Here is a 19,566-nt window from a genome sequence, read left to right as displayed (position 1 = left end):
CGGACCTGGGGCGATCCCGGCGGCGCGGCCCTATGTCCACGACGGACAACGCAATCCGCGAACCGCGCCCGGATGGAGCATGCCCCACCCCGCCCCTCGCCCCTAACCTGCGAAGAAAGCACCCGAAACACCCCCAGGAGCCCCGCATGAGCGCAGTCCCGCAGGAGCGCCGCGTCGTCACCGCCATCCCCGGTCCGAAGTCGCAGGAGCTGCAGGCCCGACGTACCGCCGTGGTCGCGGCCGGCGTGGGCTCCACGCTGCCGGTCTTCACCGCCCGCGCCGGCGGCGGAATCATCGAGGACGTCGACGGCAACCGCCTGATCGACTTCGGTTCCGGCATCGCCGTGACCTCGGTCGGCGCCTCCGCCGAGGCCGTCGTGCGCCGCGCCTCCGCCCAGCTGCAGGACTTCACCCACACCTGTTTCATGGTCACGCCGTACGAGGGCTACGTGGCCGTCGCCGAGGCGCTGGCCGAGCTCACGCCGGGTGACCACGCCAAGAAGTCCGCGCTGTTCAACTCGGGCGCCGAGGCCGTCGAGAACGCCGTCAAGATCGCCCGTGCGTACACCAAGCGCCAGGCCGTCGTCGTCTTCGACCACGGCTACCACGGCCGTACGAACCTGACGATGGCGCTGACCAGCAAGAACATGCCGTACAAGAACGGCTTCGGCCCGTTCGCGCCCGAGGTCTACCGCGTGCCGGTGGCCTACGGCTACCGCTGGCTGACCGGCGCGGAGAACGCGGGCGCCGAGGCCTCCGCCCAGGCGATCGACCAGATCACCAAGCAGATCGGCGCCGACAACGTCGCCGCGATCATCATCGAGCCGGTCCTCGGCGAGGGCGGCTTCATCGAGCCGGCGAAGGGCTTCCTGCCCGCGATCCGCCAGTTCGCCGCGGACAACGGCATCGTCTTCGTCGCGGACGAGATCCAGTCCGGCTTCTGCCGGACCGGCCAGTGGTTCGCGTGCGAGGACGAGGGCATCGTCCCCGACCTGATCACGACCGCCAAGGGCATCGCGGGCGGTCTGCCGCTCGCCGCCGTGACGGGCCGCGCCGAGATCATGGACGCCGCGCACGCGGGCGGCCTCGGCGGCACCTACGGCGGCAACCCGGTGGCCTGCGCCGGTGCGCTCGGCGCCATCGAGACCATGAAGGAGCTCGACCTCAACGCCAAGGCGAAGAACATCGAGGCCATCATGAAGGCCCGCCTCGCCACCATGGCCGAGAAGTTCGACATCATCGGCGACATCCGGGGCCGTGGCGCGATGATCGCCATCGAGCTCGTCAAGGACAAGGACACCAAGGAGCCGCACCCGGCGGCCGCCGCCGCGCTCGCCAAGGCCTGCCACGCCGAGGGTCTGCTGGTCCTCACCTGCGGCACCTACGGCAACGTGCTGCGCTTCCTTCCCCCGCTCGTCATCGGTGACGACCTCCTCAACGAGGGCCTGGACATCATCGAGACCGCGTTCGCGGGCGTCTGAGCCGCTCCGGCGACTTCAGACAACGGTCAGGGCGTGTGAAGAACGTGTGCGGGGCCGATGACGGGTTGCCGTTCCGGCTGTCGGACACCCACGCCCTGCCGTACGGTTTCTGCAGATGAGAGAAACACCCCGCCCACAGGGGACTGTGGGCGAAACCGGGACGGAGCCTCCCCAGCCCCGCCCTGGTCGTGCCCTCGCGCACACACCCGGAGCTTCCGGCTCCGGAACTCCTCACCGATCGGATGGCCGCCCGCCCCAAACCCCCCGGGGCGTGCGGCAGCCCGGTCAGATCGGCCGCCTCGGAACTACCCCCCCTGTTCCGGGGCGGCCGACCGTTTTCCGCTGGGCCGCCGTTCTGAGCGCCCTGCTCTTCCTCTTCCTCACCTGGCAGATCGTCGCCGACGGTGCGCTGCGCCGCGCGGACGAACGCCTCGGGGACGCGATCGGGTCCAGCCGCCTGCCGAAGCGGGCCGCCGAGCTCCTCGCCGACCTCGGCAACATCACCGTCGCGCTCCCGGTCCTCGCCGCCGTCCTCGGCTACGCCGCCTGGCGCGCCCGCCGCGACGGCGTGCCCCGCTGGTGGACGCGCCCCGCCACCGCCGCGCTCACGATGGCCGCCGTCCCGCTCCTGGTCGTCCCGGTCAAGGAGACCGTCGCCCGGACGGGCCCGGCCGTGATGGGCCCCGGCACCGGCTTCTACCCGTCGGGACACGCGACGACGGCGGCGGTCGCGTACGGCGCCTGCCTGCTCCTCCTGCTGCCGTACGTGCGCGGCGCCTACGTGCGCCGCGAACTCGTCATCGGCTACACCGTCCTGAACGCGGCCGTGGGTTTCGGTCTGGTGCGGCGCGGCTACCACTGGCCGCTGGACGTCGTCGGCGGCTGGTGCCTCTCGGTGGTCCTGCTGTACGTGATGTGCGCCGTGTGGGCGGGCCGGGCGCCACGCGGCTGACCCGGCCGGCCCATCGGCTACTCGTGCGGGTTGTCCCGCGCGAGCTGCGCCGCCGCCTCGTGCATCGCCAGTTCCAGGACGGTCGGGTCGGTGAGGGTGCCCGAGCCGTCGGGCGGGATCAGCCAGCGGACCCCGCCGGCCGCGCGGCCCGGATGGGGATGCGGCACGACGATCCAGGTGCCGAGGCCGGCGCCCCGCACCCCCGTCCCGAGCCAGCGGGTGGCCGTGCCGGAGGGCACGAAGAAGCCCATGCGGGCGTCACCGAAGTCGGCGAGCACGGGGCCCGGCCGGTCGATGACGCGGGTGAGGACGTCGAGCGTCGGATACCCCAGCTCGCCGGGGAGGATCAGTACGTCCCAGAGCCTGCCCGCGGGAAGGAGCGCGACCCCGAGGGGGTTGCGCTCCCATTCCCAGCGGCAGGCGTCCGGATCAGGCGCCACGGACGCCAGCCACTCGACCGCCGACTTCGCCCCCGAGCCAGTCATGGCGGGACCTCCTCTTCCTGGTACGCAGCTGCCGAAAGCTGTGCGTGTCACCAGGGAGAGGAGGCCGGGGCGCGAGCATTACGCGGGTTCTGCCCACGAGTTGTCGCGGATTCGGATCAGCTGTCGAAGCCGAGGCCCGCCTTGTCCATCGCCTTCAGCCACAGGTTGCGCCGGCCGCCGTTGTCGTCGGCGCGCGCCAGGGACCACTTGGTGAGCGCGATCCCGGTGTAGGCGAACGGCTCGGGCGGGAAGGGCAGCGGCTTCGTGCGGACCATCTCCAGTTCCGTACGCTCCGTGCGCTCGCCGGAGAGCAGGTCGAGCATCACGTCCGCGCCGAAGCGGGTAGCGCCCACGCCGAGGCCGGTGTACCCGGCGGCGTACGCGACGCGGCCCTTGTGGGCCGTGCCGAAGAACGCCGAGAAGCGGGAGCACGTGTCGATCGCGCCGCCCCACGCGTGGCTGAAGCGGACCCCCTCCAGCTGCGGGAAGCAGGTGAAGAACTGGCCGGCGAGCTTCGCGTACGTCTCGGGCCTGTGGTCGTACTCGGCGCGCACCCGGCCGCCGTACGGATAGATCGCGTCGTAGCCGCCCCACAGGATCCGGTTGTCCGCGGACAGCCGGAAGTAGTGGAACTGGTTGGCCGAGTCGCCGAGGCCCTGGCGGTTCTTCCAGCCGATGGAGGCCAGCTGGTCGTCGGTCAGGGGCTCGGTCATCAGCGCGTAGTCGTAGACCGGGACGGTGTACGAGCGCACGCGCTTGACCAGGGACGGGAAGACGTTCGTGCCGAGCGCGACGTGCTGGGAGAAGACGCGCCCGTAGGGGGTGCGGACCGCGGTCCCGGCGCCGGACGAGGAGAGCTCGAGCGCCGGGGTGTGCTCGTAGAAGCGCACGCCGAGGTCGAGGCAGGCCTGCTTGAGGCCCCAGGCGAGCTTGGCGGGGTGCAGCATCGCGACGCCGCGCCGGTCGTACAGGGCGCCGAGGAAGGTCGGCGAGTCGACCTGTTCGCGGGTCGCGTCGGCGTCGAGCAACTCGGTGCCGCCGGCGAGCCCGGCCTCGGTCAGTTCCTGGTGGAACTCCCGGAGTTCGGTGACCTGGTGCGGCTCGGTGGCCACGTCCAGTTCGCCGGTGCGCTCGAAGTCGCAGTCGATGGAGTAGCGGGCGACCGCGTCCTCGATCGCGTCGAGGTTGCGGTTGCCGAGCTCCTCCAGCTTCCCGATCTCGCCCGGCCAGCGGGCCAGGCCGTTCGCGACGCCGTGCGTGAGGGAGGCGGCACAGAAGCCACCGTTGCGGCCGGACGCCGCCCAGCCCACCTCCTGCCCTTCGAGCAGGACCACATCGCGCCCGGGGTCGCGCTCCTTGGCGAGGAGCGCGGTCCACAGTCCGCTGTAGCCGCCGCCGACGACCAGCAGGTCGCAGCGTTCGTCACCGGTGAGCGCCGGCCGGGCCCCGGGCCTGCCGGGGTCGTCCAGCCAGTAGGACAGCGGCTTGGCGTCCGCCAGTGACTTGATCCAGTCGGTACCACGGTTCATGGCACGTGCGGCCATGATTTCAACTCCCTCAAACTGCCTTGTTCTTACGCTTGCCGACCAGCATCGCGGCAAGGACGAGCAGCACGGCGACGATGAACATCGCCGTACCGATGACATTGATCTGAACGGGCGTACCGCGCTGCGCCGATCCCCAGACGAACATGGGGAAGGTCACGGTCGAGCCCGCGTTGAAGTTGGTGATGATGAAGTCGTCGAAGGAGAGCGCGAAGGCGAGCAGCGCGCCCGCGGCGATGCCCGGCGCGGCGATCGGCAGGGTGACCCGTACGAAGGTCTGGACGGGACCGGCGTAGAGGTCCTGGGCGGCCTGTTCGAGGCGCGGGTCCATCGACATGACGCGCGCCTTGACGGCCGTCACGACGAAGCTGAGGCAGAACATGATGTGGGCGATGAGGATCGTCCAGAAGCCGAGCTGCGCGCCCATGTTGAGGAAGAGCGTGAGCAGCGAGGCGGCCATGACGACCTCGGGCATCGCCATCGGCAGGAAGATCAGCGAGTTCACGGCGCCGCGGGCGCGGAAGCGGTAGCGGACCAGGGCGAAGGCGATCATCGTGCCGAGGACGGTGGCGCCGATGGTCGCCCACAGGGCGATCTGGAGGCTCAGCGACAGGGAGCCGCACATGTCGGCGACGCCGCAGGGGTTCGTCCACGCGTCGAGCGAGAACTGCTGCCACTCGTAGTTGAAGCGCCCCTTCGGCTTGTTGAAGGAGAACACCGTCACGATGACGTTGGGCAGGAGCAGATAGCCGAGGGTGACCAGACCCGCGATGACGACGAGATTGCGGCGCAGCCAGCGTACGAAGGGCATCAGACCAAGTCCTCCGTTCCGGACCGGCGGATATAGACGGTGACCATGATCAGGATCGCGGCCATCAGGATGAAGGAGAGCGCCGCCGCCGTCGGGTAGTCCAGGATCCGCAGGAACTGCGTCTGGATGACGTTGCCGACCATGCGGGTGTCGGTGGAGCCGAGCAGGTCCGCGTTGACGTAGTCACCGGCGGCGGGGATGAAGGTGAGCAGCGTGCCGGAGACGACGCCCGGCATGGAGAGCGGGAACGTCACCTTGCGGAAGGTGGTGGCGGGCGTGGCGTACAGGTCGCCCGCGGCCTCGTGCAGCCGGCCGTCGATGCGCTCCAGCGAGGTGTAGAGCGGCAGGATCATGAACGGCAGGAAGTTGTACGTGAGTCCGCAGATCACGGCGAGCGGGGTCGCGAGGACGCGGTTGCCGTCCGTCATGCCGATCCAGCTCGTGACGTCCAGGATGTGCAGGGTGTTCAGCGTGCTGACGACCGGGCCGCTGTCGGAAAGGATCGTCTTCCAGGCCAGCGTGCGGATCAGGAAGCTGGTGAAGAACGGCGCGATGACGAGGATGAGGACGACGTTGCGCCAGCGTCCCGCGCGAAAGGCGATGAGGTAGGCCAGCGGGTAGCCGAGCGCCAGGCACAGGATCGTGGCGGCGCCCGCGTACAGCACCGAGCGCAGGAACTGCGGCCAGTAGTCGCCGAGCGCGTCCCAGTAGGTGGCGAAGTGCCAGGTGACCTTGAAGCCGTCCTCCAGGGAGCCCGTCTGGATCGACGTGGACGCCTGGTAGACCATCGGCAGGGCGAAGAAGACGACCAGCCACAGGAGGCCGGGCAGCAGCAGCCAGTACGGGACGAGGCGGCCGCGCTTGCGCGGCGGGCGCGCGGTCTCGGCGGCCGGCGCCGCGGGGGTGTCGGTGACGGTCGTCATGCGGCGGCGTCCTCCTCGACCTTCGCGGCGCCCGCCTCGATGTCCTGGGCGGCGTCGAGGCCGAAGGTGTGCGCGGGGTTCCAGTGCAGGACGACCTCGGCGCCGGGGGCGAGCCGGCTGTCGCGCTCGATGTTCTGGGAGTAGACCTCGAAGGCGTCGCAGAGCGGGCTGTCGATGACGTACTGCGTGGAGACGCCGATGAAGCTGCTGTCGGCGACGCGGCCGGTGATGCGGTTGCGGCCGTCGGGTATGGAGCCCGCGTCGTCGGCGTGGGTGAGCGAGATCTTCTCGGGGCGCACGCCGACGAGGACCTTCCCGCCGGTGGTGGTGGCGGCCGTACAGCGGGCGGCGGGCAGGACGAGCTTGCCGTCGCCGGCCTTGAGGGTGAGGTCCTCGCCGCTGCGGCCGGCCACCTCGGCCTCGATGAAGTTCGACGTGCCGAGGAAGTTGGCGACGAACGTGGAACCCGGGTTCTCGTACAGGTCGGCCGGGGCGCCCAGCTGTTCGACGCGGCCCGCGTTCATCACGGCGACGGTGTCGGCCATGGTCATGGCCTCCTCCTGGTCGTGCGTGACATGGACGAACGTGATGCCCACCTCGGTCTGGATGCGCTTGAGTTCGAGCTGCATCTGACGGCGCAGCTTGAGGTCGAGGGCGCCCAGCGGCTCGTCGAGGAGCAGCACCTTGGGGTGGTTGATCAGGGCGCGCGCCACGGCGACGCGCTGCTGCTGGCCACCGGAGAGCTGGTGCGGCTTCTTGCGGGCCTGCTCGCCGAGCTGGACCAGGTCGAGCATCTCCCCGACCTGCTTCTTCACGGACTTGATGCCGCGTCGGCGCAGGCCGAAGGCGACGTTCTCGAAGATGTCGAGGTGCGGGAAGAGCGCGTACGACTGGAAGACGGTGTTCACCGGGCGCTTGTAAGGAGGCAGCGCGGTGACGTCCTGGTCGCCGAGCATGACCGTGCCGGAGCTGGGCTCCTCGAGCCCCGCGATCATCCGCAGGGTCGTGGTCTTGCCGCAGCCCGAGGCGCCGAGGAGGGCGAAGAACGAGCCTTGCGGCACGGTCAGGTCCAGCGGCTTGACGGCGGTGAAAGAGCCATAGGTCTTGCTGATCCCGGCAAGGCGGACGTCGCCGCCGTTTTCTGTCGTCATGGTGCAGTCCAGGGAGTCGTGGGGTCAGGGGGCTCGGTGCTGCGGTTCTCACGCGCCCGTGAGCTGGGCGAACTTCTCCTCGAACGCCTTGTCTTCCTTGGAAGTCAGCGAGCGGAATGCGTGCGCCTTGGCACTCATGGCTTTGTCGGGCACGATCAGCGGGTCGTTCGCGATCTTCTTGTCGATCTTGGCGAGTTCGGGCTTCACGCCGTCGACGGGAGTGACGTAGTTGATCCAGGCGGCCAGTTCGGCGGCGACCGGAAGCTCGTAGTAGTAGTCCATGAGCTTCTCTGCGTTCGTCTTGTGGCGGGCCCTGTTGGGGATCAGCATGTTGTCCGTGCCGGCCATGTAACCGGTGTCGGGGATGTGGAACTTGACGTCCGGGTTGTCCGTCTGGAGCTGCACGACGTCGCCCGACCAGGCGAGACAGGCCGCGAGGTCGCCCTTGCTCAGGTCGGAGATGTAGTCGTTGCCGGTGAAGCGGCGGACCTGCTTGCTGTCGACGGCCTTCTGCATCCGGGCTATCGCCGCGTCGAAGTCGTCGGCCGTGAAGGTGGCCGGGTCCTTGCCCATGTCGAGCATCATCATCCCGACGGTGTCGCGCATCTCGGACAGCAGCCCGACCCTGCCCTTGAGCTTGGGGTCGTCGAGCAGCTGCGAGACGGAGGTGACCTCCTTGCCCTTCGTGGCCTTGGTGTTGTACGCGATGACGACGGCGATGCCCTGCCACGGGTACGAGTAGGCACGGCCCGGGTCCCAGTCGGGGCTGCGGAACTGCGGGGACAGATTCGCGTACGCGTGGGGCAGGTTGGCCGGGTCGAGCTTCTGGACCCAGCCGAAGCGGATCAGCCGGGCGGCCAGCCAGTCGGTGAGGACCATGATGTCGCGGCCGGTGTCCTGGCCCGCCGCGAGCTGCGGCTTGATCTTGCCGAAGAACTCGACGTTGTCGTTGATGTCCTCGGTGTAATTGACCTTGATCCCGGTGCGCTTGGTGAACGCGTCCAGGGTGGGCCGGTGCTTCTCGTCGTCGCTGAGGTCGATGTACTCGGTCCAGTTGGAGAAGTTGACCACCTTCTCCTTGGCCGAGTGGTCCTCGGACGAGACGCCGCCCTTGCTCGTGCTCGCCGCGGGGATGCCGCAGGCGCTCAGCGACCCGATCCCGCCGACGGCGAGCGCGCCGCCCGCGGAGGCGCGCAGCAGGGAACGGCGGGTCATGGCCGCCCTGCCGTTGCGGTAACTGCGCCGCATGGCGGCGAGTTGTACCGGGGACAGGCTGTCGGGCTCGTACTGCTCCATGCGCTTGGATGCCCTTTCGGGAGGGTCCCTTGCGGGAGGGTGTGCGGCCGCCCCGAAGGGCGGCCCGATGACTATCGGTCCCCGAAGATCGTGCGGTGCCAGTCCTTCCGGGCGACCGCGGTGTTGTCGAACATGACGTGCTTGATCTGCGTGTACTCCTCGAAGGAGTAGGCAGACATGTCCTTGCCGAAGCCGGACGCCTTGTAGCCGCCGTGCGGCATCTCGCTGAGGATCGGGATGTGGTCGTTGACCCAGACGCAGCCCGCCTTGATGTCGCGGGTGGCGCGGCCCGCCCGGAACACGTCCCTGGTCCAGGCCGAGGCGGCCAGGCCGTAGGGGGTGTCGTTGGCGAGGCGGATGCCCTCGTCGTCGCTGTCGAAGGGCAGCACGACGAGCACCGGGCCGAAGATCTCGGCCTGGACGATCTCACTGTCCTGGGCGGCGCCCGCGACGAGGGTCGGCCGGTAGTACGCGCCCTGCTCGAGGTCGCCCTGGGGGATGACACCACCGGCGACCACGCGCGCGTAGGAGCGGGCCCGGTCGACGAACCCGGCGACGCGGTCGCGCTGGGCGTGCGAGATCAGCGGGCCGAGGTCGGTGTCCGGGGCGAACGGGTCGCCGACCCGGATGCCCTCCATGAGGTCCGCGACGCCCTGCACGAAGGCGTCGTAGAGGGGGCGCTGCACGTACGCGCGCGTGGCGGCGGTGCAGTCCTGGCCCGTGTTGATGAGGGCACCGGCGACCGCGCCGTGCACGGCGGCCTCCAGGTCGGCGTCGTCGAACACGACGAACGGCGCCTTGCCGCCGAGCTCCAGATGCAGCCGCTTCACGGTGGAGGTGGCGATCTCGGCGACGCGCTTGCCGACGCCCGTGGACCCGGTGAAGGAGGTCATGGCGACGTCGGGGTGTCCGACGAGGTGCTCGCCGGCGTCCCGGCCCGCGCCCGTGACGATGTTGACGACACCGTCGGGGATGCCCGCCTCGGTCGCGGCCTGCGCGAACAGGAGGGAGGTGAGCGGGGTCAGCTCGGCGGGCTTGAGCACGATGGTGTTCCCGGCCGCGATCGCCGGGAGGACTTTCCAGGCGGCCATCTGGAGCGGGTAGTTCCAGGGAGCGATGGACCCGACGACACCGATGGGCTCGCGCCGCACGTACGAGGTGTGGTCGCCGCTGTACTCGCCGGCGGACTGCCCCTGGAGGTGCCGGGCGGCGCCCGCGAAGAACGCGGTGTTGTCGACGGTCCCGGGGACGTCGAACTCGCGGCTCAGCTTGAGGGGTTTGCCGCACTGCAGGGACTCGGCCTGCGCGAGGTCCTCGGCGCGCTCGGCCAGGACTCCCGCGAAGCGGTGCATCGCGTCGGAACGCTCGCCCGGCGTGGCGCCGGCCCAGCCGGGGAAGGCCTCGCGGGCCGCGGCCACGGCGGCGTCGACGTCCTCGGTGCCGGCCAGCTCGTACGTGTAGACGTCCTGGCCCGTGGCCGGGTCGACGACTGCGTGGGTGCGACCGGAGGTGCCCTTGGTGAGACGGCCCGCGATGTACTGGGCGCCTTCGGCGAACCGGTCCTGGGCCTGGAAGCGGGTGCTGTTGCCAGGGTTGTGCATTATCGCTCTCCTCCGCCGGAGCCCCGTCCCGCGGGGCCGGCGTAGCTCCAGCTCGATTTGAGTGCCGATCCTGACAGAGGCGATGTACTGCAACAAGTGATTCCGTTGTTGCCTTTTGGTTACGCGACGGAATCTGTCGACCAGGTGTCGAGTCCCCCTGAAAAACCCAGGACGGAGTGTCCGTGGTGCGTGCCAGACTCGCGTGCATGGGGAAGATCGACAAGCTCGAGGGGAACGCGTCCATCCACGACCGGGACTCGCTGGTCAGAGCGGTGGAAGCGGGTGTGCGGGTCAAGTACCTGCACTTCTGGGGGCACACACCGCGGGCGGACGGCACGGTCGGGGCGAGCTGCCTCAGCCAGTGGTGGGTCGCGCCGTTCACCGTGGACGGGGTCGAGTACGCGACGGCCGAGCACTGGATGATGGCCGCGAAGGCCCGGCTGTTCGGGGACGCGGAGGCCGAGCGCAGAGCCGTCGGGGCGGCACATCCCTCGCAGGCCAAGAAGGCGGGGCGCCTCGTGCGCGGCTTCGACGAGGACACCTGGGCGCGCGAGCGGTTCGGGATCGTCGTCGAGGGCAGCGTGCACAAGTTCGCGGCGCACGCGGATCTGCGGGACTTCCTGCTCGGGACGGGCGAGCGCGTCCTGGTCGAGGCCAGCCCGCTCGACCGCGTGTGGGGCATCGGACTCGCGGCCGACGCGGAGGCCGCCGGCGACCCGAGACGGTGGCGTGGGCCCAATCTGCTCGGGTTCGCGCTGATGGCGGCGCGCGAGCGGCTGGCGGACCGGGCCTGACGGCCCGGCCCGGTCCTGTCCCCGTCGCCGGTGTCCTACAGGGCGGTGCGCCCTGTAGGACGGTGTTCTACAGGGCGGCGGAGTAACCGCTGTCGTCGCTGCTGTCGCTGCCGCTCGACGAGCCGCTGTCGGCGATGACGAAGAACATCATGACCAGCGCGAGCACCAGTCCGCAGATGCCGCAGATCAGTCCGGCCAGGGCCTGGCCACGGTTGGTGGCCTCGCCCCGGCCCGCCTTCGCGCGGCCGATCGCGCCGAAGATGATGGCGAGGATGCCGACGATGATCGAGATCGGCCACAGGATGAAGACGACGGCCGAGATGATCCCGAGCGTCAGGGCGGCGACGCCCATGCCGTTCGAGGGACTCGGCTGCATCCCGGGCCAGCCGTAGCCGGGACCGCCGTAGGGCATCGGGGCCGGGCCGGTCGCCGCGTGGCGGCCGTAGCCGTACGGGGCGGCCGGGTAGCCGTAGTGCATCTGCCCGGGCCCGTCGGGCGAGACGGGCGGCGGGGGCACGGGTTCCCCGGGCGGCGCGAAGGGGTTGGCCCCCGGCGCCCAGGGGGCCCCGGCCTGCGGCGCCGGGTAGCCGGGGGGCATCGCGTAGGGGGCACCCGGCGGCTGGGCGTGTGAGTGCGGGGGGTGCGGTTGCTGTGACCAGCGGCCGGGGGCCGGCGCGGCGCCCGGGGAGGGCGGGGCGAACGGGTTGTACGGCTCGGCGGGCGGGGTGGGCGAGGACGGGGAGGAGGGCGCCGCGAAGGGGTCCACCTGCGTCTCGGCGTGGGACGGCGGCGTGAAGGGGTTCACGGGCGCCGGACCAGCCGGCCGCCCCGCCTCCTCCTGTGCCACATCCCCTGCCACGGCGTCCCGCGGGCCCGTCTCCGCCGGAGCAGCCCACGGGTCCGGTTCCCGCTTCCCCAGGGACACTCTGCCCCCGGGCTGATCCCCACCAGACCCGGACCCCGACCCCGACCCCCACTCCGGCGAAGCCGCCGGACCGTAGCCGTCCTCGGCGCCCTCCGAGCCGTCAGCGCTCTCTCTGCCCTCTGTGTCCTCGGACATAGCTCGCTCGTCCCCCTTCTTCTCCCACCCAGACGTCCCGCCATGCTACGGCCGCCGCCGAGGCGCGGCCGGGGCACGCCTACGATGACTGCGACCCACCGATCAGCCGATCAACCAAGTTCCTGGGGAGGAATCCGTGACCGATCTGCATGCCTTTATCGCCGGACTGCCAAAGGCAGAGCTGCATGTGCACCACGTCGGCTCGGCGTCCCCCCGGATCGTCTCCACGCTCGCGGCCCGCCACCCGGACTCCAAGGTCCCCACGGACCCCGAGGCCCTGGCCGACTACTTCACGTTCACGGACTTCGCGCACTTCATCGACGTATACCTCTCGGTCGTCGACCTCGTGCGCACCCCGGAGGACGTCCGCCTCCTCACGTTCGAGGTCGCGCGGGACATGGCCCGGCAGAACGTGCGCTACGCCGAGCTGACCATCACCCCGTACTCCTCCGTCCGCCGCGGCATCGACGAGTACGGCTTCATGGAGGCGATCGAGGACGCGCGCAAGGCGGCCGAGGCCGAGTTCGGCACCGTGCTGCGCTGGTGCTTCGACATCCCCGGCGAGGCGGGGCTCGAGTCCGCCGAGGAGACCGTGCGGCTCGCGACGACCGACACGATCCGCCCGGAGGGCCTGGTCTCCTTCGGGCTCGGCGGGCCCGAGATCGGCGTGCCGCGGCCCCAGTTCAAGCCGTACTTCGACCGCGCGATCGCCGCGGGCCTGCACTCCGTGCCACACGCCGGCGAGACGACGGGCCCCGGGACGGTCTGGGACGCGCTGGTGCACCTCGGCGCCGAACGCATCGGCCACGGCACGACGTCCGTCCAGGACCCGAAGCTCCTCGCGCATCTCGCCGAGCACCACATCCCGCTCGAGGTCTGCCCGACGTCGAACATCGCGACGCGCGCCGTGAAGACCCTCGAGGAGCACCCCATCAAGCAGTTCGTCGACGCCGGGGTCGTCGTCACCGTCAACTCCGACGACCCGCCCATGTTCGGCACGGACCTCAACAACGAGTACGCCGTCGCCGCCCGTCTCCTCGACCTCGACGAGCGGGGCGTGGCCGCGCTCGCCAGGAACGCGGTGGACGCGTCGTTCCTCGACGAGCCGGGCAAGGCCCGTATCACCGCGGAGATCGACACCTACACGGACACGTGGCTCGCCCGGGCATGACCGGCTGACCACAATGGGGCCATGCGTACCGTGACTGCCGTGGCCCACCGGGGCGACCCCTACCGCGTCCGCGAGAACACCCTCGCCTCCCTGCGCTCCGCGCTGGAGCGGGGGGCGGACGCGGTCGAGGTCGACGTCCGTCTGACCCGCGACGGCGTGCCCGTACTGCTGCACGACTCCACGCTCAAGCGGCTGTGGGACCACGACCGCCCGCTCTCCGCGCTCTCGTACGACGAGGTGCGCGGCGTCACCGCGGGCGGCGTGCCCACCCTCGAACAGGCCCTTGAGGTACTGGCCGAGCGGCGGGTGATGGTGGACCTGCCGGGCGCGGACGTGCGCACGGTCCGTACGGTCGTCGGCGTCATCCGTGACTGCGGCGCCGACGAGCGTGCCTATTACTGTGCGGGCGCGGAGACGATGCTGACGGTGCGGCGCGCGGACCCGGCCGCCGAGATCGCGCTGACCTGGACGACGCTGGCCCCGCCGCGGCCCGGCGTGCTCGAAGCGATCAGGCCGACCTGGCTCAACTACCGGTTCCCGCTGGTCAGTCGGGAGCTGACGGCCCATGTGCACCGCCAGGGCCTGCTGGTGTCCGCGTGGACCCCGGACACGAAGTCGGCGATGCGACGTCTCCTCGACCTCGGCGTCGACTCGATCACGACGAACCGCATCGACGTCCTGTACGGGCTGCGCGGCGACTGATCGCCCGGCTCCCCGCAGCCTGTCGCAGGGGGCGTCAGCATGGCGGCGATCAAGCGCTGACCTGCCCGCCTGCACCCGTCCGCGCGACCTTAGCCCGTTCGAGTGGCGCATCTCACTCGGCGGCCTTAGCGTCGGAACGAGCACCACGGGGCCCAGGGCCCCCCGATCGGCCGGGAGCATACTTTGCGGAGCAACACACTGAAGGCATCGCTCGCACTCTGTGCAGTCGCGTCCCTCGCAGCAGCCATGGCTCCGGCCTCCGCCTCCGCCGCGGCGCCGAAGCCGCAGCACGGGACCGGCGTCCCCGTGATCGTCAGCTGCACCTGGCAGCCGCAGGTGCGACCCACGGACTTCCTGCTCGCGTGCGGGGACGGCAACAGCCGCCTCACCTCGCTTCACTGGTCGCAGTGGGGCCCGAGCAAGGCGGTGGCCACGGGCACGAGCTGGGTCAACGACTGCAAGCCGTACTGCGCCGCGGGCAAGTTCCGCTCGTACCGCGTCACGGTCCGCCTCGACCACCCGCAGTCCTGGACCAAGCACCACGACACGCAGCACTACTCCCGCATCACGCTCACCTACCCGAACGGCCACCCGGACGCGTTCCAGCAGGTCACGACCACTCCCCTGTGGAACTGACCGGGCCGGAACGGGGGCGCGCCCTCACGCCACCCCGCGATCTCACAACCCCGCGATCGCGTTCCACCGCTTGGCGAGTTCCGGGCGCTCCTTGGACGTGATGTCGCGCGCGATCGCGAGCCGCCGGCGCATCGTGTCGTCGGGGAAGATCAGCGGGTCCTCGGCGAGTGCCGCGGTGTCCTTGTCCTTCGCGTCGGCGAGGATCTCGCGGGCGGCCGGCACGGGACTCACGTAGTTGACCCAGGTGGCCAGCTTCGCGGCGACCTCCGGCCGGTAGTAGTAGTCGATGAGGGTCTCGGCGTTGCGCTTGTGATCGGCGAGGTTGGGGATCATCAGCGACTCGGCCCACAGCTCGCCACCCTCCTCGGGCACGACGAACTCGATGTCCGGGTCGTCGGCCTGGAGCTGGATGACGTCACCGCTGTAGGCCTGGCAGGCGAGGACGTCGCCGCTGGAGAGGTCCTTGATGTAGTCGTTGCCGGTGAAGCGGCGGATGTGGTGGTTCTTGACGAGCTTCTCGACCTGGTCGCACACGCGGTGGAAGTCGTCCGGGGTCCACCGGGTGATGTCGACGCCGTTGCCCTGCATGAGCAGCGCGAACGACTCGTCGAGCCCGGACAGCAGCGTGACCTTGCCCTTGAGGTCGGCCGCCCACAGGTCGGACACGTGCTTGATCTCGCGCCCGACCCGGCGCTTGTTGTACGCGATGCCGGTGATGCCCGACTGCCACGGCACGGTGTACTTGCGGCCGGGGTCGAAGTGCGGTGAACGCAGCAGCGGGTCGAGGTACTTGGCGACGTGCGGCTGCCGGGCACGGTCCATCTCCTGGACCCAGCCGAGCGTCACGAACTTGGCGCACATCCAGTCGCTGATGACGATGAGGTCCCGGCCGGTCTTCTGATGGTTCATCAGAGACGGGCTGATCTTGCCGAAGAACTCGTCGTTGTCGTTGATCTCTTCGATGTACTTGACGTCGATCCCGGTCTGCTTCCGGAAGGTGTCGAGCGTGGGCCGCTTCGACGGATCGTCGTCGTCGACGTCGACGTAGAGCGGCCAGTTGGCGAAGACGAGCCGCTTGTCGCTGCCGGAGCGGTCGGTCGCGGCGCGGTCCCCCGGCGCGACGTAGGCGGCGGGCACACCGCATCCCGAGGCGAGCGCGCCGACCGCCGCGGCCGTGGCACCTCCGCCCAGGGCGCGCATCAGGGAACGGCGGGACAGGGACGGCTTGGGGTTCATCGGGGTCGCTCGCACCTGTGCAGGATGCCCGCGACCAGCGAGGCCGGACAATGGACGCTGCGTCAAGCCGACGGGGTGAGAGCCGACACACTGTCGATCACCCGGCACCCCGCCGCGCACCCACCCGCCCCGGACACGCGAGCGCCCCCGCGCGGCCGGAGCCACGCGGGGGCGGGTGAAGCGGATCGTGCCGCTGATCAGCCCTCGATCGACGTCATGACGTGCTTGATGCGCGTGTAGTCGTCGAAGCCGTACGCCGACAGGTCCTTGCCGTAGCCGGACTTCTTGAAGCCGCCGTGCGGCATCTCGGCGACCAGCGGGATGTGGGTGTTGATCCACACACAGCCGAAGTCGAGGATCTTGGACATGCGCATCGCGCGCGCGTGGTCCTTCGTCCAGACCGAGGAGGCCAGCGCGTACTCCACGCCGTTCGCCCACTCGACGGCCTGCGCCTCGTCCGCGAAGGACTGGACGGTGATGACCGGGCCGAAGACCTCGTTCTGGATGATCTCGTCGTCCTGCTTGACGCCCGAGACGACGGTCGGGGCGTAGAAGTAGCCCTTGTCGCCGACGCGGTGGCCACCGGCCTCGACCTTGGCGTGCGCGGGCAGGCGCTCGATGAAGCCGGTGACCTGGGCGAGCTGGTTCGGGTTGTTGAGGGGCCCGTAGAGGACGTCCTCGTCGTCCGGCTGGCCGGTCTTCGTGTCGGCCGCCGCCTTGGCGAGGGCCTGGACGAACTCGTCGTGGATGGACTCGTGGACGAGGACGCGGGTGGCGGCCGTGCAGTCCTGGCCCGCGTTGAAGAAGCCCGCCGTCGAGATGTCCTCGACGGCCTTGGCGATGTCGGTGTCCTCGAAGACGACGACCGGGGCCTTGCCGCCGAGCTCCAGGTGGACGCGCTTGACGTCCTTGGCTGCGGACTCGGCGACCGAGATGCCGGCGCGTACGGAGCCGGTGATGGAGGCCATCGCCGGGGTCTTGTGCTCGACCATCGCGCGGCCGGTCTCGCGGTCACCGCAGATGACGTTGAAGACACCCTTGGGGACGATGGAGCCGATGATCTCGGCGATCAGGACCGTGGAGGCCGGAGTGGTGTCCGACGGCTTCAGGACGACCGTGTTGCCCGCGGCGAGCGCCGGGGCGAACTTCCAAACGGCCATCATCATCGGGTAGTTCCACGGCGCGACCTGGGCGCAGACGCCGATGGGCTCGCGGCGGATGATCGAGGTCAGGCCCTCCATGTACTCGCCGGCCGAGCGGCCCTCGAGCATGCGCGCCGCACCCGCGAAGAAGCGGATCTGGTCGACCATGGGCGGGATTTCCTCGGACCGGGTCAGGCCGGTCGGCTTGCCGGTGTTCTCGACCTCGGCGGCGATGAGCTCCTCGGCCCGCTCCTCGAACGCGTCCGCGATCTTGAGGAGGGCCTTCTGGCGCTCACTGGGGGTGAGGTCGCGCCAGGCCGGGAACGCGGCCGCGGCGGCGGCCATGGCGGCGTCCACGTCGGCGTCGCCGGACAGGGGGGCGGTCGCGTACGCCTCACCGTTGGCCGGGTTGACCACCTCGGTGGTCCGTCCGTCGGCGGCGTCCCGGAACTCACCGTCGATGTAATTGCGCAGACGACGCAGCTCGCTGGTCACTGAGGCGGCCCTCCTGGTCGGATATCCATTGGCTGAGATACCACCCTAATCCGTAGCTCCACGCTTTCAACACCCCCCGACCTGCCAGATCTGCGAAATCCGTGAACATCGAGCCCTCAAACAACGAATTTCATCGATCTGGGCTTGCGGAACGGTCGACTCCTCGTGCATGGTGGGGCACGTGGCCAGTCGCAGCGCAGACCCAAAGGGATCGAGGAACGGCACCGGCACCCCGCCGCTCGACGCCGTTTCCCTCGCCATCATCGAACAGCTCCAGGAAGACGGTCGTAGGCCGTACGCCGCCATCGGCAAGGCCGTAGGCCTCTCCGAAGCGGCCGTGCGACAGCGCGTCCAGAAGCTGCTCGACCAGGGCGTGATGCAGATCGTCGCCGTCACGGACCCACTCACCGTGGGTTTCCGCCGGCAGGCGATGGTCGGCATCAACGCGGAGGGCGACCTCGATCCCGTCGCCGAAGCGCTGACGGCCATGCCGGAAGTCGAGTACGTGGTCATGACCGCGGGCTCGTTCGACCTCCTCGCGGAGGTCGTGTGTGAGGACGACGACCAGCTCCTGGACGTCATCAACAAACGCATCCGGGCCCTTCCCGGCGTGCGCTCCACCGAGAGCTTCGTCTACCTCAAGCTCAAGAAGCAGACCTATATGTGGGGAACCCGATAGCCGTGAGCAAGGACCTCAGCCGAACCGCGTACGACCACCTGTGGATGCACTTCACCCGCATGTCGTCGTACGAGAACGCGCCCGTTCCCACCATCGTGCGTGGCGAGGGCACCTACATCTACGACGACAAGGGCAAGAAGTACCTCGACGGGCTCGCGGGCCTGTTCGTCGTGCAGGCCGGCCACGGACGCAGGGAGCTCGCCGAGGTCGCCGCCAAGCAGGCGTCCGAGCTGGCCTTCTTCCCCGTGTGGTCGTACGCCCACCCGAAGGCTGTGGAGCTGGCCGAGCGCCTCGCCCACTACGCCCCGGGTGACCTCAACAAGGTCTTCTTCTCCACCGGTGGTGGCGAGGCCGTCGAGACCGCCTGGAAGCTTGCGAAGCAGTACCACAAGCTGAACGGCAACCACACCAAGTACAAGGTGATCTCCCGCGCGGTGGCCTACCACGGCACCCCGCAGGGCGCGCTGTCCATCACCGGCCTGCCGGGCCTGAAGGCCCCGTTCGAGCCGCTGGTGCCGGGCGCGCACAAGGTCCCGAACACCAACATCTACCGCGCCCCGATCCACGGCGACGACCCGGAGGCCTTCGGCCGCTGGGCCGCCGACCAGATCGAGCAGGAGATCCTCTTCGAGGGCCCCGAGACCGTCGCCGCGGTCTTCCTCGAGCCCGTGCAGAACGCCGGTGGCTGCTTCCCGCCGCCGCCCGGCTACTTCCAGCGCGTGCGCGAGATCTGCGACCAGTACGACGTACTGCTCGTCTCGGACGAGGTCATCTGCGCCTTCGGCCGCCTCGGCACGATGTTCGCCTGTGACAAGTTCGGCTACATCCCGGACATCATCACCTGCGCCAAGGGCATGACCTCGGGCTACTCCCCGATCGGTGCGACCATCGTCTCCGACCGGATCGCGGCGCCGTTCTACAAGGGTGACAACACCTTCCTGCACGGCTACACCTTCGGTGGCCACCCGGTGTCCTCGGCCGTGGCGCTCGCCAACCTCGACCTGTTCGAGCGCGAGGGTCTCAACCAGCACGTGCTCGACAACGAGGCCAACTTCCTCAAGACGCTGCAGAAGCTGCACGACCTGCCGATCGTCGGCGACGTCCGCGGCAACGGCTTCTTCTACGGCATCGAGCTCGTCAAGGACAAGGACACCAAGGAGTCCTTCACGGACGAGGAGTCGGAGCGCGTGCTCTACGGCTTCGTGTCCAAGAAGCTCTACGAGTACGGCCTGTACTGCCGCGCCGACGACCGTGGTGACCCGGTCATCCAGCTGTCCCCGCCGCTGATCTCGGACCAGTCCACCTTCGACGAGATCGAGGGCATCATCCGCCAGGTCCTCACGGAGGCCTGGAGCAAGATCTGAGCCTGACGGCTCCCGTGGCCCGGCTGCGCCCATCCGAGTGAGA

General features: G+C 69.8%; 17 protein-coding genes and 1 pseudogene. 8 read left to right on the top strand and 10 right to left on the bottom strand.

Annotated features, from left to right (window positions below):
* The first annotated feature begins 146 nt into the window (after nucleotides 1-146).
* Nucleotides 147-1,481: a 4-aminobutyrate--2-oxoglutarate transaminase gene (gene gabT / locus LGI35_RS31020; protein WP_227297530.1), complete on the top strand. Its 1,335-nt coding sequence runs from the start codon at nucleotides 147-149 to the stop codon at nucleotides 1,479-1,481.
* Nucleotides 1,482-1,752: 271 nt separating this feature from the next.
* On the top strand, nucleotides 1,753-2,433 hold the full coding sequence (locus LGI35_RS31015) for a phosphatase PAP2 family protein (RefSeq protein ID WP_323182949.1): 681 nt from the start codon (nucleotides 1,753-1,755) through the stop codon (nucleotides 2,431-2,433).
* Between the two features lie 17 nt (nucleotides 2,434-2,450).
* Here the strand turns inward: LGI35_RS31015 and LGI35_RS31010 are convergent, their stop codons facing one another.
* The 7 genes from LGI35_RS31010 to LGI35_RS30980 form a co-directional block, all read right to left on the bottom strand.
* Nucleotides 2,451-2,918: a hypothetical protein gene (locus tag LGI35_RS31010; protein WP_227297526.1), complete on the bottom strand. Its 468-nt coding sequence runs from the start codon at nucleotides 2,916-2,918 to the stop codon at nucleotides 2,451-2,453.
* Nucleotides 2,919-3,034: 116 nt separating this feature from the next.
* On the bottom strand, nucleotides 3,035-4,462 hold the full coding sequence (locus LGI35_RS31005) for an NAD(P)/FAD-dependent oxidoreductase (protein WP_227297524.1): 1,428 nt from the start codon (nucleotides 4,460-4,462) through the stop codon (nucleotides 3,035-3,037).
* A 13-nt stretch (nucleotides 4,463-4,475) separates the two neighbouring features.
* Entirely contained in the window at nucleotides 4,476-5,273 is a 798-nt protein-coding gene (locus tag LGI35_RS31000; protein ID WP_227297516.1) for an ABC transporter permease, read from the bottom strand.
* Nucleotides 5,273-6,196: an ABC transporter permease gene (locus tag LGI35_RS30995; RefSeq protein ID WP_227297514.1), complete on the bottom strand. Its 924-nt coding sequence runs from the start codon at nucleotides 6,194-6,196 to the stop codon at nucleotides 5,273-5,275. Before LGI35_RS30995 ends, LGI35_RS31000 begins: the two co-directional genes overlap by 1 nt.
* Nucleotides 6,193-7,347: an ABC transporter ATP-binding protein gene (locus tag LGI35_RS30990; RefSeq protein WP_227297512.1), complete on the bottom strand. Its 1,155-nt coding sequence runs from the start codon at nucleotides 7,345-7,347 to the stop codon at nucleotides 6,193-6,195. Before LGI35_RS30990 ends, LGI35_RS30995 begins: the two co-directional genes overlap by 4 nt.
* A 48-nt stretch (nucleotides 7,348-7,395) precedes the next feature.
* The gene (locus tag LGI35_RS30985; protein ID WP_227297511.1) at nucleotides 7,396-8,643 is read right to left on the bottom strand and encodes an ABC transporter substrate-binding protein; all 1,248 of its coding nucleotides are present in this window, start codon (nucleotides 8,641-8,643) and stop codon (nucleotides 7,396-7,398) included.
* Between the two features lie 71 nt (nucleotides 8,644-8,714).
* Nucleotides 8,715-10,244, bottom strand: a complete 1,530-nt coding sequence (locus LGI35_RS30980) for a gamma-aminobutyraldehyde dehydrogenase (RefSeq protein ID WP_227297509.1) — start codon at nucleotides 10,242-10,244, stop codon at nucleotides 8,715-8,717.
* Nucleotides 10,245-10,450: 206 nt separating this feature from the next.
* On the opposite strand from LGI35_RS30980, the gene LGI35_RS30975 reads away from it, so the two are divergent.
* Nucleotides 10,451-11,038 (top strand): NADAR family protein, encoded by a 588-nt coding sequence (locus LGI35_RS30975; protein ID WP_227297507.1) that lies wholly within the window; start codon nucleotides 10,451-10,453, stop codon nucleotides 11,036-11,038.
* Nucleotides 11,039-11,105: 67 nt separating this feature from the next.
* On the opposite strand, the gene LGI35_RS30970 is transcribed toward LGI35_RS30975, so the two are convergent.
* Nucleotides 11,106-11,843 carry a DUF4190 domain-containing protein gene (locus tag LGI35_RS30970; protein WP_227297506.1) on the bottom strand — a complete coding sequence of 246 codons (738 nt, stop codon included), beginning with the start codon at nucleotides 11,841-11,843 and terminating at the stop codon, nucleotides 11,106-11,108.
* A 317-nt stretch (nucleotides 11,844-12,160) separates the two neighbouring features.
* Between LGI35_RS30970 and LGI35_RS30965 the strand changes: the two are divergent.
* The 3 genes and pseudogenes from LGI35_RS30965 to LGI35_RS30955 all read left to right on the top strand — a co-directional run.
* Nucleotides 12,161-13,269, top strand: a pseudogene (locus LGI35_RS30965) (adenosine deaminase); the annotation flags it as partial.
* A gap of 21 nt (nucleotides 13,270-13,290) precedes the next feature.
* Complete coding sequence (locus tag LGI35_RS30960; protein WP_227297503.1) at nucleotides 13,291-13,971, top strand: glycerophosphodiester phosphodiesterase; 681 nt, start codon at nucleotides 13,291-13,293, stop codon at nucleotides 13,969-13,971.
* A gap of 246 nt (nucleotides 13,972-14,217) precedes the next feature.
* A complete protein-coding gene (locus LGI35_RS30955; RefSeq protein ID WP_376219066.1) occupies nucleotides 14,218-14,607 on the top strand; it encodes a hypothetical protein in 390 nt (129 codons plus the stop codon).
* A 42-nt stretch (nucleotides 14,608-14,649) separates the two neighbouring features.
* Here the strand turns inward: LGI35_RS30955 and LGI35_RS30950 are convergent, their stop codons facing one another.
* Entirely contained in the window at nucleotides 14,650-15,843 is a 1,194-nt protein-coding gene (locus LGI35_RS30950) for a polyamine ABC transporter substrate-binding protein (protein ID WP_227300600.1), read from the bottom strand.
* Nucleotides 15,844-16,040: 197 nt separating this feature from the next.
* On the bottom strand, nucleotides 16,041-17,480 hold the full coding sequence (locus LGI35_RS30945; RefSeq protein ID WP_227297499.1) for a gamma-aminobutyraldehyde dehydrogenase: 1,440 nt from the start codon (nucleotides 17,478-17,480) through the stop codon (nucleotides 16,041-16,043).
* A gap of 181 nt (nucleotides 17,481-17,661) precedes the next feature.
* Here LGI35_RS30945 and LGI35_RS30940 point away from each other — a divergent pair, with 181 nt between their 5' ends.
* Together LGI35_RS30940 and LGI35_RS30935 are read left to right on the top strand one after the other, a co-directional pair.
* The gene (locus tag LGI35_RS30940; RefSeq protein WP_206302065.1) at nucleotides 17,662-18,159 is read left to right on the top strand and encodes an Lrp/AsnC family transcriptional regulator; all 498 of its coding nucleotides are present in this window, start codon (nucleotides 17,662-17,664) and stop codon (nucleotides 18,157-18,159) included.
* The gene (locus LGI35_RS30935; protein WP_116509314.1) at nucleotides 18,144-19,523 is read left to right on the top strand and encodes an aspartate aminotransferase family protein; all 1,380 of its coding nucleotides are present in this window, start codon (nucleotides 18,144-18,146) and stop codon (nucleotides 19,521-19,523) included. The genes LGI35_RS30940 and LGI35_RS30935 overlap by 16 nt, the downstream gene beginning before the upstream one ends.
* The last annotated feature ends 43 nt before the right edge of the window (nucleotides 19,524-19,566 follow it).

Source organism: Streptomyces longhuiensis (assembly GCF_020616555.1).
In the GTDB taxonomy this organism is placed as follows: Bacteria; Actinomycetota; Actinomycetes; order Streptomycetales; family Streptomycetaceae; genus Streptomyces; species Streptomyces longhuiensis.
The sequence above is the reverse complement of the archived record's forward strand: the minus strand, read 5'-3'. Positions and strand labels throughout refer to the sequence as shown.